The organism is Janthinobacterium sp. AD80, assembly GCF_002878455.1.
Lineage (GTDB): Bacteria > Pseudomonadota > Gammaproteobacteria > Burkholderiales > Burkholderiaceae_D > Janthinobacterium.
The window spans coordinates 1-13,108 of record NZ_NRDQ01000055.1; the positions used below are offsets into that span (position 1 = coordinate 1).

The following is a 13,108-nucleotide window of genomic DNA, read 5'->3' on the forward strand; positions in this document are numbered from 1 at the left end:
GCGTAAGCCGACACATTGCTAACGTCGGTGGTGTTGTCGGATTACGCTCCGCTCATCCGACCTACGGCAAGTCCATATTGTCGCGGTGGATCAGCGCGCGGCCTTCCATGTAGTCGCAGGTCGGGTTAGCCCGCAGGGCGTAAGCCGACACATTGCTGGTGCCGGTGGTGTTTGTCGGATGAGCGCGACGCGCTCATCCGACCTACAGCAAGACCATGTTGTCGCGGTGGATCAGCTCGTGGCCTTCCATGTAGCCAAGGATGGCTTCGATTTCCGTCGAGGGCTTGCGCATGATGCGGCGCGCTTCGCCGCTCGTGTAGTTGGACAGGCCGCGCGCCACCGGTGCGCCATTGGCGTCGACGCAGGTGATGACGGCGCCACGGCCGAACTCGCCATTCACGCCTGTCACGCCGATCGGCAGCAGAGATTTACCTTCCTGGCGCAGCTTTTGCACGGCACCCGCATCCAGCACGACAGCGCCGGCCGTGTGCAGATGATCTGCCATCCACTGCTTACGCGCCGTCAACTGCCCCGTTTGTGCCCGCAATTCCGTGCCGATCGCTTCCCCTCTGGCGAGGCGGCTGAGCACGTCGCTGTCGCGGCCCCAGGCGATGATGGTGTGGGCGCCGGACTTGGCGGCGCGCTTGGCGGCGAGGATTTTCGTCAGCATGCCGCCACGGCCCAGGCTGGAGCCGGCGCCGCCGGCCATCGCCTCCAGGGCCGGATCGCCGGCAATGCCCTGCGTAATCAGGTAAGCGTCCGGGTCCTTGCGCGGGTCGGCCGAGAACAGGCCGTGCTGGTCCGTCAGGATCACCAGCGCATCGGCCTCGATCAGGTTGGCGACCAGGGCGCCCAGGGTGTCGTTGTCGCCAAACTTGATTTCATCGGTGACGACCGTGTCGTTTTCATTGATAATCGGCACCACGCCAAGGCGCAGCAAGGTGGTCAGGGTCGAGCGGGCGTTCAGGTAGCGTTCACGGTCGGCCAGATCGGCGTGCGTCAGCAGCACTTGCGCCGTGCCCAGGCCGTGGGCGCGGAAGCTGCTTTCGTAGATTTGCGCCAGGCCCATCTGGCCCACGGCGGCGCAAGCCTGCAATTCGTGGATATCGGTGGGGCGCTGTTCGAAACCGAGGCGCAGCATGCCTTCGGCGATGGCGCCGGAACTGACGAGCACGACTTCCTTGCCCAGCGCGCGCAAGCCGGAAATCTGCGCGGCCCAGCGCGCGATGGCGGCATGGTCGAGTCCGCGGCCATCGTTGGTGACCAGCGAGGAGCCGACTTTGATGATGATACGGGTAGCTTTTTGAATCACGGAATCCATGGGGTGGCGCTCTTCACTTTTGATAGACGTCAGCGTGCAGGGCGCAGCAACAGCAGGGCCATGCCTGCCAGCAGTTCCATGACGCATATGTACAACACTATACCTTGGGGCAAGCCGAAACTGATGGCCGCGAACAGGCGGCCGGCGGGCTGCGCCAGGACCAACATTGCAGTGATATCGCTGTAGACGGGCGGTTCGCCCTGCCGTGCCGCGAACAGCGCCAGGAGCGCGGTGGCGCCCCAGAGGCCGACATGACTGGCGTAGAACTGGCTGTAACCATTCACGCCATTGAGGAAGATGCCCATGCCGGCCGCCATCTCATCGGCGAACAGCAGGCAGGCGACCGCGCTCAGCCCGTAAGCATACGCGATCAGATGCAATACACGGCGCTGCCACGCTTGCTTGCGCGCTGGCGCGACAGCGACCGTCTGTACCGGCATCAGGGTAAGGCTCTTAGTCGAGGATCTTGAAACGTGGATCATCCGGGTCGATCGACGAGATACCGCGCGCTTCTTCGGTCATCTGCGTTTCTTCGGCACGGCTTTCGCTGTGTTTCTTCTCTTCCAGATGCTGGTAAATCGCGTTCACCAGTTCCGGGCAACCTTGATGGCTGAGGGCGGAAATCTCGAAAACGGGACCCTTCCAGGCGAAACGCTTGATGAAGTCCTTGACGATCTTCTTGCGCTCGTCTTCCGGCACCATGTCGAGCTTGTTCAACACCAGCCAGCGCGGCTTGTCGACCAGCGACTCGTCGTACTTTTTCAGCTCCTTGACCAGCGCCTTGGCTTCCTTGACAGGATCGACGTTGGTTTCAAACGGCGCCAGGTCGACGATGTGCAACAGCAGACCGGTGCGCTGCAAATGGCGCAGGAATTGATGGCCCAGGCCCGCGCCTTCGGAAGCGCCTTCGATCAAGCCGGGAATATCGGCGATCACAAAGCTCTTCTCGTGCGACACGCGCACCACGCCCAGGTTCGGGTGCAGGGTGGTAAATGGATAATCGGCGATTTTCGGGCGCGCGTTCGAGACGGCCGAAATGAACGTCGACTTGCCGGCGTTCGGCATGCCCAGCAGGCCCACGTCGGCCAGCACTTTCAGTTCCAGGCGCAGTTCGCGGCGTTCGCCTTCCTTGCCCTCGCCTTTTTGGCGTGGTGCGCGGTTGGTCGAGGACTTGAAGTGGATATTGCCCCAGCCGCCTTCGCCGCCCTTGGCCAGCAGTTCGATCTGGCCGTGTTCGGTCAAATCGGCGAGGATTTCGCCGCTCGCGTTGTCGATGATCAAGGTGCCCACAGGCATGCGCAGGTGGATGTCATCCGCGCCCTTGCCATAGCAATCCGCGCCACGGCCAGGCTCGCCATTGCGAGCCTTGTGCATTTTGGAAAAGCGGAAATCGACGAGCGTGTTGATATTGCGGTCGGCCACGGCCCAGATGGACCCGCCCTTACCGCCATCGCCGCCATCGGGGCCGCCGAAAGGCCGGAATTTTTCACGGCAGAAAGATGCGCAGCCGTTGCCGCCATCACCCGCGATGACTTCGATTTTTGCTTCGTCGATAAACTTCATAATTTTGCCGCCATAAAACTAAAAAGGCTCTACCTTGGGCAGAGCCTTTCGATTGAAGGCTTGCGCCTTACATCATGCGATCATGCGGAGCAAGCGCTCCGCGATGAATTACGCTGGTACTGCTTCGTTTGGTACAACGGTCACGAATTGCTTCGAGCCAGCACCTTTGACAACGAACTTCACTTTGCCAGCGATCAACGCGAACAGAGTGTGGTCCTTGCCCATGCCTACGCCTTCGCCGGCGCGCACTGGGGTACCGCGTTGACGAATGATGATGCCGCCAGCATTGATAGCTTGGCCGCCGTAGACTTTAACGCCCAGACGTTTTGATTCTGAATCACGGCCGTTTCGCGTTGTGCCGCCGCCTTTTTTATGTGCCATTTAAGACTCCTTGATAGCTGATTAATTCAAACAGCGGCAATTAGCCGTTGATCGAAACGATTTGGATTTCGGTAAAATTCTGGCGATGGCCTTGATGCTTCTGGTAGTGCTTACGACGACGCATCTTGAAAATTTTGACCTTATCATGGCGACCATGCGCCACAACCGTAACCAGTACCGTTGCACCTTCGACCAATGGAGCACCAAACTTGATGCTATCGCCCGCGCCTACTGCGAGAACTTGATCGATGGTGATTTCGGAACCAATGTCTGCCGGTATCTGTTCTACTTTAAGTTTTTCGCCAGCGACAACTTTGTATTGTTTGCCACCGGTTTTTATGACCGCGTACATGATTTGAAACCTCATCAAATGTTGAAAGAATTTGTCCCAACGCCGTGCAAAGCAAGCCGTACACAACAGGGGGAACCAGCGATTATACACGGACTGATAAATTGCGTCAAAAAGTATTCACAAAGCTTGACGATCGTGGTATGTCGACAACCTGGACACAATGTCAGGCTTGCGCATGGCAGACAGGGAAACACGCGCCGATGACAATCAGAACAATCAATTGCTCTACAGTCATAGGCAAACATCACGCGCGTGCATGCCATGTCGTATAATCGCGGCACCCACAATCTATTGCAGGTTCGCCTTGTCTGACGCTAACAAACACGTTAACCAAAACACCATCGTACAAACGATTGCCGCCGATATGGACGCAGTCAACACGGTGATCCGCCAAAAACTGCACTCCGATGTGATCCTGATCAACCAGATCGCCGAGTACATCATCAGCGCAGGCGGCAAACGCATCCGCCCCGTGCTGATCTTGCTGGTGGCCAATGCCCACGCGTATCGCGGCACGGCGCACCATGAACTGGCTGCCGTTGTCGAGTTCATCCATACCGCCACCCTGCTGCACGATGACGTCGTCGATGAATCGTCGATGCGCCGCGGCCGCCAGACGGCCAATGCCCTGTTCGGCAATGCGGCCTCGGTGCTGGTGGGCGACTTCCTGCACTCGCGCTCGTTCCAGCTGATGGTCTCGCTGAACAATATGCGCGTCATGCAAATCCTCTCGGACGCCACCAACGTGATCGCCGAAGGCGAAGTGCTGCAGTTGCTGAACATGCACGATCCGGACGTCACGCAAGAGAGCTACCTGAACGTCATCCGCTCGAAAACAGCCAAACTGTTCGAAGCTTCGGCCCAGCTGGGCGCCCTGATCGCCGGCGCCAGCGAAGCCGATATCGAAGCGGCAGCCGAATACGGCCGCTCGCTGGGCACGGCCTTCCAGCTGATCGACGACGTGCTCGACTATGCTGGCGACGCCGCCGAAATCGGCAAGAACGTGGGCGACGACTTGCGTGAAGGCAAGCCAACCATGCCTTTGATCTGGCTGATGGAAAACGGCACGCCGGAACAGCGCGAGCTGGTGCGCAGCTGCATCGAGCAGGGCGACGAGCAGCATTTCGACGCCATCCTGGCCGCCATCACCAATAGTGGCGCCCTCGACTACACGCGCCAGCAGGCGGAAATCGCCGGCCAGCGCGCCGCCGATGCCATCGCCGGCTGGCCGGACAGCGTCTACAAGCAATCCATGCTGCAACTGTGCTCGTTTGCCGTCGACCGCAATCACTGATCACGGTTCACCATGCAGCAAACACAACGGCGCCGATGGCGCCGTTTTTCATGCGCTGCGGAAAAACTACGTATTCTCGTGCTGCATGGCCGCACCCGCCAATTCGCGCACGATGGCCGGCTCCGCTTCCAGCCGTTCACTGTAGCGGCTGCCCAGGTAATCGCGGCGGTCGCGCACCAGCAGGGTGAATTTATACAGCTCCTCCATCACGTCGACCAGGCGCGTGTAATACGGCGACGGCTTCATGCGGCCGTCATCGTCGAATTCCTGGTAAGCCTTGGCCACCGACGACTGGTTCGGGATGGTGATCATGCGCATCCAGCGCCCCAGCACGCGCAAGCCGTTGACGGCATTGAACGATTGCGAGCCGCCCGACACTTGCATCACGGCCAGGGTCCGCCCCTGCGTGGGACGCACGCTGCCCGTTTCCAGCGGCAGCCAGTCGATCTGCGACTTGAACACGCCGGTCACGGCGCCATGCCGCTCGGGGCTGCACCACACCTGCCCTTCCGACCACAGCGACAGCGCGCGCAGCTCCTGCACTTTCGGATGCTCGGGCGACACGCTGTCGACCATGGGCAAGCCGTACGGATCGAACACGCGCGTGTCGGCGCCGAAATGGCGCAGGATGCGCTCCGCCTCCAGGGTCAGCAGCTTGCTGTACGAGCGTTCACGCAGCGAGCCGTACAGCAGCAGGATGCGCGGCGCATGCGTGGACAGTTGCGCCGGCGCCAGCTTGTCCAGGTCGGGCACATCCAGGTGGGCCGCACTGATATTCGGTAAATCATCCATCTCAGGCCACCGGCTTGCCGTCGGCGCCCACCACGGCCTGGCCGTCTTCCTTGGTGAACGCCCCCTGCTGCGGCAGCGGCAGGATCTCCAGCACCTTTTCGGAAGGCCGGCACAGGCGCACGCCCAGTTCCGTGACAACGATGGGACGGTTGATCAAAATCGGATGGGCTTGCATGGCGTCCAGCAGGGCGGCATCGCTCAATTCAGGATTGGCCAGGCCCAGCTCTTCATATAGCGCCCCCTTGTCGCGCATGACCGCGCGCACGGACAGGCCAGCACGCTTGATCAGCTCCAGCAGCTCTTCGCGCGAAGGCGGGTTCTTGACGTAATCGATGATGACGGGCTCCACGCCCGTATTGCGGATCAGGGCCAGGGTATTGCGCGAGGTGCCGCAGGCCGTGTTGTGATAGATCGTGATCGTCATGTCGTGATGTCCTTCGGTAAAGTAGGGTCGGTGACGCAGCAAGACGCGCCGGCGCAGCAGTTCTCGGTCAGAAAGGCCAGCAAGCCATGCATGCCCGGGTAATTCGCCGCATAGATGATGGAACGCCCCGCCTTGCTTGCCGTCACCAGATTGGCGTGCGCCAGTTCCTTCAAGTGAAACGACAGGGACGAGGGGGCGATCGCCAGCGCTTCGGCGATTTTCGTCGCGGCCATGCCGTCCGGTCCGGCCTGCACCAGCAGGCGGAACACGGCCAGCCGCGATTCCTGCGCCAGCGCGGCCAGGGCCGCAATGGCCGCCGTACTCGTCAGTGGCGCGGCCTGCATGCCGATTGTGTTTTCATTTTCCATAATTCAATAATACTCGAATTATGGAATCGACGTCAATCAGCGTGCATGCAGCGCACCTGTACCGCCCACGTACGTAACCCAGCGCACCGACCGGCATGGACAATCGGTCTACCTTGATGAAAAAATCATTGTGATCGGCATCCCATGACACGCACAACTCCGCTCAGAATTCTCGGCTGGAGCCTGGCCGCCCTGCTGGCCCTCCTCGCCATCCTGGTCATCCTCGTACTGACCTTCGACTGGAACCGCGCCCGCCCCTATATCAACCAGAAGGTATCGGACAGCACGGGCCGCAGCTTCGTCATCGCCGGCGACCTGCAAGTAAAATGGAAGCAAGGCTTGAAGACGGAACCGGGCTGGCGCCGCTACGTGCCGCGGCCCTTCATCAGCGCGCAGGATGTGCGCATCAGCAATCCGGACTGGGCCACGGCCGGCCCGCAGCTGGCCAGTGCCAAACGCATCGACGTGGCCATCCATCCATTGCCCCTGCTGCAACATCGCGTGGTGCTGACGGACCTGGCGCTGGATGCGCCGCAAATCGCCCTGCAGCGGCGCGCCGATGGCAGCAATAGCTGGACCGTCAAGGACAATGGCCCTTCGCAATGGGACGTGGAAATCCAGCGCATGGCCTTTGGCGACGGCAGCATCCGCTACCTGGACGAGGGCATCGCGCTGGACGTGCGCGCCAAGGTCAGCTCGACGGCACCCGACGCCACGCCGGGCGATGCGCCAGGCAGCGCGCCGGTGGAAAAATACGGCATCGCCTTCACCTTGGGCGGCAGCTACCGCAAGGCGCCCGTGACGGGCGGCGGCAAGGCGGGCGCCGTGCTGTCCCTGACGGACGAGAAGACCGTGTATCCCGTGCAGGCGCACGCCGTACTGGGCAAGAACAAGGCCAGCATCGACGGCACCCTAACGAACCCGCGCTCCTTGTCCGGCATCGATCTGCAGCTGAGCCTGGCCGGCGCCAGCATGGCGGATTTATACCCGCTGACGGGCGTGCTGCTGCCGGAAACGCCGGACTACGCCACCAAGGGCCGCTTGCTGGGCAAGAAAGACGGCGACACCTGGAACTGGACGTATCAAAACTTCAAGGGCACGGTGGGCCAGAGCGACCTGGCCGGCACCCTGCAATACCTGCCGCGCCAGCCGCGCCCCCTGCTGCGCGGCGAAGTGACGTCCCAGCAATTGCGCCTGGAAGACCTGGGCCCCACCATCGGCGCCGACAGTAACGCGCAGAAACAGGCACGCGGCAAGGCGCCCGTGCAGCCGGACAGCAAGGCCTTGCCGGTGGAACAGTTCAATACGGCCAAATGGGATGCGCTCGATGCCGACGTGAAATTTACCGGCAAAAAACTCGTGCGCACGCACGACATTCCATTCAACGACATCGTCGCCCACATCCGCATGAAAGACAAAGTGCTGAGTTTGACGCCGCTCAACTTCGGCATGGCCGGCGGCGACATCACGTCGAACATCACGCTCGACGGCCGCCAGAAAACCATCGCCGCGCAAGCCAAGGTGGCGGCGCGCCACCTGAAAATCCGCGAACTGTTTCCCAAGCTGCAATCGATGCAAGCGAGCTTCGGCGAAGTGTATGGCGACGCGGCGCTGACGGGCCACGGCAACTCCGTCTCGGCCATGCTGGCCAGCGCGAATGGCGAACTGGCGGCTACCGTCAGCGAAGGCTCCGTCAGCCAGTTCGTGCTGGAACTGGCGGGCCTGAATCTGGCCAACGCCGTCTTCGTGAAAATCTTCGGCGACAAGCAGGTGCAGTTGAACTGCCTGGCCAGCGACTTCGCCGTGACGAATGGCCAGGCCGACGTGCGCCGCTTCGTGCTCGACACGGACAGCGCCGTCGTCAATGTCACGGGCAACGTCAACCTGGCCAATGAAACCCTGGACCTGGACGTGCGCCCTCGCACCAAGGGCGCGCGCATCATCACCCTGCGCACGCCGCTGTACGCCAAAGGCACGTTCAAGAACCCGGATGTAGGCCCGCAAAAAGGCCCGCTGGCCCTGAAAGCGGGTGCCGCCGTGGCGCTGGCCACCGTCGTCACCCCGCTGGCCGCCCTGCTGCCGCTGGTCAATATCGACAAGGCCCCCGACACGGACTGCGCCGCCGTCATGGCACAAGCCAAAGCCACACGCAAGAACCCCGCCTCGCCCGCCACGAATGCGCCGGCAAAGAAAGTCAGCGAAGCGGACATCAAAAAGGCGCAGCAGGAGAAAAAATAACCGCCCTTGACGCAGCCGCTTGAAACCCGCCCCGCCATCTGCTGTAATGCAAAGACAGCATGCGGGGTGTGGCTCAGCCTGGTAGAGCGCTGCGTTCGGGACGCAGAGGCCGGAGGTTCGAATCCTCTCACCCCGACCAGCTTTTTTCCCTCACTGCGCCGGCTTGAATTGCTTGCACCTTGACCTGCGCGTTGGCGGCTTGCCGGGAAGTATGATATTAACTGCATTATTAATATCTTGATCACTTCTCACGCAAGGGCCAGACCAATGTCTTTCCTGATAGTTCTGGCCGCTCTGGCCTTCCTCATGCTGGCCGCCTACCGCGGCTACAGCGTGATCCTGTTTGCGCCTGTCGCCGCGCTTGGCGCCGTGCTGCTGACGGATCCGTCCGCCGTGCCGGCCGTCTTCAGCGGCATCTTCATGGAAAAGATGGTCGGCTTCATCAAGCTGTATTTCCCCGTCTTTTTGCTCGGTGCCGTGTTCGGCAAGCTGATTGAACTGTCCGGCTTTTCGCAGTCCATCGTCGTGGCCGCCATCCGCTACATCGGCAGTGCGCGCGCGAATGCCGTGATCGTTGCCGTGTGCGGCGCGCTGACGTATGGCGGCGTATCGCTGTTCGTCGTGGTGTTTGCCGTGTATCCGTTCGCGGCTGAACTGTATCGCCAGAGCAATATCCCCAAGCGCCTGATGCCGGGCGCCATCGCCCTGGGCGCGTTTTCCTTCACCATGGATACCTTGCCCGGTACGCCGCAGATCCAGAACATCATCCCCACCACCTTCTTCAATACCACCGGCTGGGCCGCGCCGTGGCTAGGCACCATCGGCGCCGTGCTGACCGTCGTGATGGGCCTGGCCTTCCTCGAATGGCGCCGGCGCTCCGTCATGGCCACGGGCGAAGGCTATGGGGCCGAAGCCGACAAGGCCTCGGCCGACGTTGGCGACTTGCCCCATCCGCTATTGTCGGTCGCGCCCCTGGTGCTGGTGGGCGTGGCCAACTTTGCGCTCACCAAGCTGATTCCCCACTGGTATGGCGACAGTTACGTGCTCACCGCCGACGCCCTGCCCGGCCTGCATGCGCCCGTGCCGACGTCGATCGCTTCCGTCACCGGCATCTGGGCCGTGGAAGGCGCCTTGCTGCTGGGCATCTTGCTGGTATGCCTGACAGCCTTCGGGCGCATCCGCGCCGCCTTTGCCGAAGGCACCAAGGCGGCCGTGGGCGGCGCCCTGCTGGCGGCCATGAACACGGCGTCCGAATACGGCTTTGGCGGTGTCATCGCGGCGCTGCCCGGTTTTCTTGCCGTCAGCAACACCTTGCGCAGCGTGCCAGATCCGCTCGTCAACGCGGCCGTGTCCGTGACGACCCTGGCCGGCATCACCGGTTCCGCCTCGGGCGGCATGAGCATCGCGCTGGCCGCCATGTCCGACAGTTTTATCCAGGCCGCGCAGCAGGCGCACATTCCGCTGGAGGTCATGCACCGCGTGGTGGCCATGGCCAGCGGCGGCATGGATACCTTGCCGCACAATGGCGCCGTGATCACCCTGCTGGCCGTGACGGGCCTGACGCACCGCCAGTCCTACCGTGACATCTTCGGCATCACCATCATCAAGACGGTCGTCGTGTTTTTCGTGATCGGCATTTACTACCTGACGGGGCTGGTATGATCGCGTCTTCCCCGACGCTCCGGCACACCGCTCCATGAATCATTTCCAGGTATTGATCGCGGCCGTTTCGGCCGTGGTGTTGTTCTTGTACAGTTTGCAGGCCTTCAGCCGCGAGCTGCAAGCGATGGGCGGCGCCGGCATGCAAGCCTGGCTGGCCCGGGTCACCACCAACCGCTGGTACGGTTTCCTCGTCGGCGCCATCGCCACGGCGCTGGTGCAGTCGAGCAGCGCCACGACGGCGCTGGCCGTGGCCCTCGTCGATGCGCAGGTGATCAGTTTTGCGGGCAGCCTGGCGATCCTGCTGGGCGCGAATGTCGGCACGACGGCCACGGCCTGGCTGGTATCGATGAAGCTGACGGGCATCGGCCCGCTGTTCATCATCGGCGGCGCGCTTGTCTCCAGCCTGCCCAGCAAGATACAGGCGCTGGGCAAGGCGGCGTTTTATTTTGGCTTGATCTTTTTTGCCCTCGACCTGATTTCGAGCGAACTCAAGCCGCTGCAGGCGCAGCCGTGGTTTGTCGATACCCTGGCGCAGGCGCGCGAACCGTGGATAGCCTTGCTGATGGGCGCGCTATTTACGGCGCTGGTGCAATCGAGCAGCGTTTCCACCGGCCTGGCCATCGTGCTGACGCAGCACCAGCTGATCCCGGCCGAAGCGGCCATCGCCATCGTCGTGGGCGCGAATGTCGGCTCCACCTCGACGGCACTGCTGTCGAGCCTGCAGATGAGCGCCAACGCGCAAGCCACGGCCAAGGCCAATTTCCTCTTCAACCTGGCTGGCGCGCTGGCCTTCTTTCCCTTCATCCCCGCTTTGTCGGATGCCCTGCTGCCGCTGGCCGGCACGGCCGTGGCAGCCGCCCACCTGATTTTCAACCTGTGCGTGGGCTTGTGCTTCCTGATATGCCTGCCCTACCTCCAGCCGCGCCTGATGCGCTGGCTGAAGGCGGCCCCGGCCTGAGCTTATTTCACGGCAGGCGCGGCGCCTGTCGTCTGCTCCGGCTTGAACAGGTGGCTGATGCCCATGGTCAGCAGCGGACCGGCCAGCGCCAGGTAGGAACTGTCCACGCCGTACGGATTGCCCGCCAGGAACCAGCCAATGGTGGCGATCACGGACACGATCACGCCGACAAAGGCGCCGCGCGGCGTGCCGAACTTCGGCGCATAGAAGGCCATCAGCACCAGCACGGCCAGGGTAGCGCGCAGGGCCTTGCCGAGGAAGGCAATCATCAGCAGTTTTTCCGCATACAGCGCCAGCACCAGCGGCAGCAGGCCCGCCACGATGATGGCGATGCGCAGGAACAGCATCGACTTCGCATCATTTTTCGCCTTGTTGTACCACGGGTCATAAAAATCCTTCATCGCCAGGGTGGCCGATGCCAGGGTGGTGGCGGAAATGCCGCCGAACAGGGCGCCGGCCAGGCCGACGATCATGATGCTGGCGGAAAATGCCGGCATGTGGGCGATCAGGGTCGGGAACGCGTCGATCGACTTCATGCCCGGATACAGCACGGCGCTGCACATGCCGATCAGGGCCGCCATCAGGCCGAACGGAATCATCAGTGACGACACGTAATAGCAGGCACGCTTGGCGACGGCCGGGTTGTCCGTGCTGACCAGGGCCTGGATCACGTACTGCGTGGCAAAGATGGAACCGATGCCGCCGATCATCCAGGCGATGATCTGGCCCCAGCCGATCTCGATCCAGTTGAACATCTTGGCCGGCAATTGCGCCTGCAATTCGCCGATGCCGCCCGTTGCTTCCAGCGCATACGCGAGCGCCAGGATCACGCCCAGGTATTTGACGATGGAGTGGGCGAAGTTGGTGTACACCACCGAGCGCATGCCGCCCAGGCTGACGTAGATCACGGTAATGGCGCCCACCAGCAGGATAGCGACGGTTTTATCAATGTGCAGCACGGCGGCCAGCACGGCGCCGCCACTCGCATACAGGGCCACGGCGACAATGCTCAGCGCGACGATGGTGAGGATGGATGCCGCATAACGTACGGGTTCGCCATACGTTTGCGCGAGGATGCCGGAAATCGTCGACTGCCCGCTTTCCTTGTATTTTTTCACCAGCACGATGGCCAGCAGCAAAAAGCCCAGCGACAGCGCCACCAGATTCCAGGCGGCGGAAATGCCCAGTTCATAACCCTTCTGCGCCGTGCCGATGCTCACGGAACTGCCGATGAATTCCGACAGCAGCAAGGCGCCGATCAGGAAAGCGGGATAATTGCGCCCGCCCGCCGTCATGCCTTCGCTGCTGGTCGCATGCTTGCGCACGCTGTAAGTGATATAGCTCATGAGGGCGAAATAGCCCACCGTGACCGCCGCGATAATCATCAATCTGTTTTCCATCCGTCTACTCCAAGTCTGCTCTATTTTTATTATTTTTCAAAAAAGCTTGCCCTGCCGCATGCCGGTCATGCCGGTGGCGGTGCTCAGGGGCAAAGCGAAATCAGGTCCTGCCTATGCCAGTAAAAACGCCCGCAGGCACGCCGTGAACGCTGGCGCCGCCTCGACATTCGACAGGTGCGAGGCCGGCACGCTGGCCAGCTGCGCGCCTGCCACCTGTCCCTGCAGCCAGCGCGCATCGTCCACCGTGGTGACGGGATCGTGCTCGCCGGCGATGACCAGGGTGGGCAGCGCAATCGCGGCCACCTGGGCGCGCAAGTCGGCCTGCGCCAGCGCCGCGCAGCAGGCCGCATAGCCG

At 62.1% G+C, this 13,108-nt stretch carries 13 protein-coding genes, 1 tRNA gene and 1 pseudogene; 5 read left to right on the forward strand and 10 right to left on the reverse strand.

What is annotated here, in order from left to right; translation table 11 throughout:
* Positions 1-202: 202 nt before the first annotated feature.
* The 5 genes from proB to rplU all read right to left on the reverse strand — a co-directional run bounded on the left by proB (position 203) and on the right by rplU (position 3,617).
* Positions 203-1,321: a glutamate 5-kinase gene (gene proB / locus JaAD80_RS12320; protein WP_102294421.1), complete on the reverse strand. Its 1,119-nt coding sequence runs from the start codon at positions 1,319-1,321 to the stop codon at positions 203-205.
* 29 nt (positions 1,322-1,350) lie between these two features.
* A complete protein-coding gene (locus tag JaAD80_RS12325) occupies positions 1,351-1,701 on the reverse strand; it encodes a hypothetical protein (RefSeq protein WP_258002954.1) in 351 nt (116 codons plus the stop codon).
* Positions 1,702-1,774: 73 nt separating this feature from the next.
* Entirely contained in the window at positions 1,775-2,884 is a 1,110-nt protein-coding gene (gene obgE / locus JaAD80_RS12330; RefSeq protein WP_102294423.1) for a GTPase ObgE, read from the reverse strand.
* Between the two features lie 108 nt (positions 2,885-2,992).
* Entirely contained in the window at positions 2,993-3,265 is a 273-nt protein-coding gene (gene rpmA / locus JaAD80_RS12335; RefSeq protein WP_070219281.1) for a 50S ribosomal protein L27, read from the reverse strand.
* Positions 3,266-3,305: 40 nt separating this feature from the next.
* Positions 3,306-3,617 (reverse strand): 50S ribosomal protein L21, encoded by a 312-nt coding sequence (gene rplU / locus JaAD80_RS12340; RefSeq protein WP_034754730.1) that lies wholly within the window; start codon positions 3,615-3,617, stop codon positions 3,306-3,308.
* A 256-nt stretch (positions 3,618-3,873) separates the two neighbouring features.
* Between rplU and ispB the strand changes: the two genes are divergently transcribed.
* Complete coding sequence (gene ispB / locus JaAD80_RS12345; RefSeq protein ID WP_374755241.1) at positions 3,874-4,911, forward strand: octaprenyl diphosphate synthase; 1,038 nt, start codon at positions 3,874-3,876, stop codon at positions 4,909-4,911.
* A 66-nt stretch (positions 4,912-4,977) separates the two neighbouring features.
* Here the strand turns inward: ispB and arsH are convergent, their stop codons facing one another.
* Genes arsH through JaAD80_RS12360 form a run of 3 tightly spaced genes read right to left on the reverse strand, consistent with a single transcriptional unit; the run spans position 4,978 to position 6,471 of the window.
* Complete coding sequence (arsH, locus tag JaAD80_RS12350; protein WP_102294424.1) at positions 4,978-5,703, reverse strand: arsenical resistance protein ArsH; 726 nt, start codon at positions 5,701-5,703, stop codon at positions 4,978-4,980.
* A 1-nt stretch (position 5,704) separates the two neighbouring features.
* On the reverse strand, positions 5,705-6,127 hold the full coding sequence (gene arsC / locus JaAD80_RS12355) for an arsenate reductase (glutaredoxin) (RefSeq protein WP_102294425.1): 423 nt from the start codon (positions 6,125-6,127) through the stop codon (positions 5,705-5,707).
* Entirely contained in the window at positions 6,124-6,471 is a 348-nt protein-coding gene (locus tag JaAD80_RS12360) for a helix-turn-helix transcriptional regulator (protein ID WP_258002955.1), read from the reverse strand. Before JaAD80_RS12360 ends, arsC begins: the two co-directional genes overlap by 4 nt.
* Positions 6,472-6,639: 168 nt before the next feature.
* On the opposite strand from JaAD80_RS12360, the gene JaAD80_RS12365 reads away from it, so the two are divergent.
* The 4 genes from JaAD80_RS12365 to JaAD80_RS12380 all read left to right on the forward strand — a co-directional run bounded on the left by JaAD80_RS12365 (position 6,640) and on the right by JaAD80_RS12380 (position 11,353).
* Positions 6,640-8,733 carry an AsmA family protein gene (locus JaAD80_RS12365; protein WP_102294426.1) on the forward strand — a complete coding sequence of 698 codons (2,094 nt, stop codon included), beginning with the start codon at positions 6,640-6,642 and terminating at the stop codon, positions 8,731-8,733.
* Positions 8,734-8,795: 62 nt separating this feature from the next.
* A tRNA-Pro gene (locus tag JaAD80_RS12370) sits at positions 8,796-8,872 on the forward strand.
* 128 nt (positions 8,873-9,000) lie between these two features.
* Positions 9,001-10,395, forward strand: a complete 1,395-nt coding sequence (locus JaAD80_RS12375) for a GntP family permease (protein WP_102294427.1) — start codon at positions 9,001-9,003, stop codon at positions 10,393-10,395.
* Between the two features lie 34 nt (positions 10,396-10,429).
* Positions 10,430-11,353, forward strand: a complete 924-nt coding sequence (locus JaAD80_RS12380) for a Na/Pi cotransporter family protein (protein WP_102294428.1) — start codon at positions 10,430-10,432, stop codon at positions 11,351-11,353.
* A gap of 2 nt (positions 11,354-11,355) precedes the next feature.
* Here the strand turns inward: JaAD80_RS12380 and JaAD80_RS12385 are convergent, their stop codons facing one another.
* Positions 11,356-12,738 (reverse strand): sodium:solute symporter, encoded by a 1,383-nt coding sequence (locus tag JaAD80_RS12385; RefSeq protein WP_219726817.1) that lies wholly within the window; start codon positions 12,736-12,738, stop codon positions 11,356-11,358.
* Between the two features lie 126 nt (positions 12,739-12,864).
* Positions 12,865-13,108: pseudogene (locus tag JaAD80_RS30705) on the reverse strand (3-oxoadipate enol-lactonase); the annotation flags it as partial.

Excerpts from the sequence above, each read along its gene's own strand:
- proB (WP_102294421.1), bottom strand. The coding sequence starts at position 1,321 with ATGGATTCCGTGATTCAAAAAGCTACCCGTATCATCATCAAAGTCGGC.
- obgE (WP_102294423.1), bottom strand. The coding sequence starts at position 2,884 with ATGAAGTTTATCGACGAAGCAAAAATCGAAGTCATCGCGGGTGATGGC.
- rpmA (WP_070219281.1), bottom strand. The coding sequence starts at position 3,265 with ATGGCACATAAAAAAGGCGGCGGCACAACGCGAAACGGCCGTGATTCA.
- rplU (WP_034754730.1), bottom strand. The coding sequence starts at position 3,617 with ATGTACGCGGTCATAAAAACCGGTGGCAAACAATACAAAGTTGTCGCT.
- ispB (WP_374755241.1), top strand. The coding sequence starts at position 3,874 with ATGCCATGTCGTATAATCGCGGCACCCACAATCTATTGCAGGTTCGCC.
- arsH (WP_102294424.1), bottom strand. The coding sequence starts at position 5,703 with ATGGATGATTTACCGAATATCAGTGCGGCCCACCTGGATGTGCCCGAC.
- arsC (WP_102294425.1), bottom strand. The coding sequence starts at position 6,127 with ATGACGATCACGATCTATCACAACACGGCCTGCGGCACCTCGCGCAAT.
- JaAD80_RS12360 (WP_258002955.1), bottom strand. The coding sequence starts at position 6,471 with ATGCAGGCCGCGCCACTGACGAGTACGGCGGCCATTGCGGCCCTGGCC.
- JaAD80_RS12365 (WP_102294426.1), top strand. The coding sequence starts at position 6,640 with ATGACACGCACAACTCCGCTCAGAATTCTCGGCTGGAGCCTGGCCGCC.
- JaAD80_RS12375 (WP_102294427.1), top strand. The coding sequence starts at position 9,001 with ATGTCTTTCCTGATAGTTCTGGCCGCTCTGGCCTTCCTCATGCTGGCC.
- JaAD80_RS12380 (WP_102294428.1), top strand. The coding sequence starts at position 10,430 with ATGAATCATTTCCAGGTATTGATCGCGGCCGTTTCGGCCGTGGTGTTG.
- JaAD80_RS12385 (WP_219726817.1), bottom strand. The coding sequence starts at position 12,738 with ATGATTATCGCGGCGGTCACGGTGGGCTATTTCGCCCTCATGAGCTAT.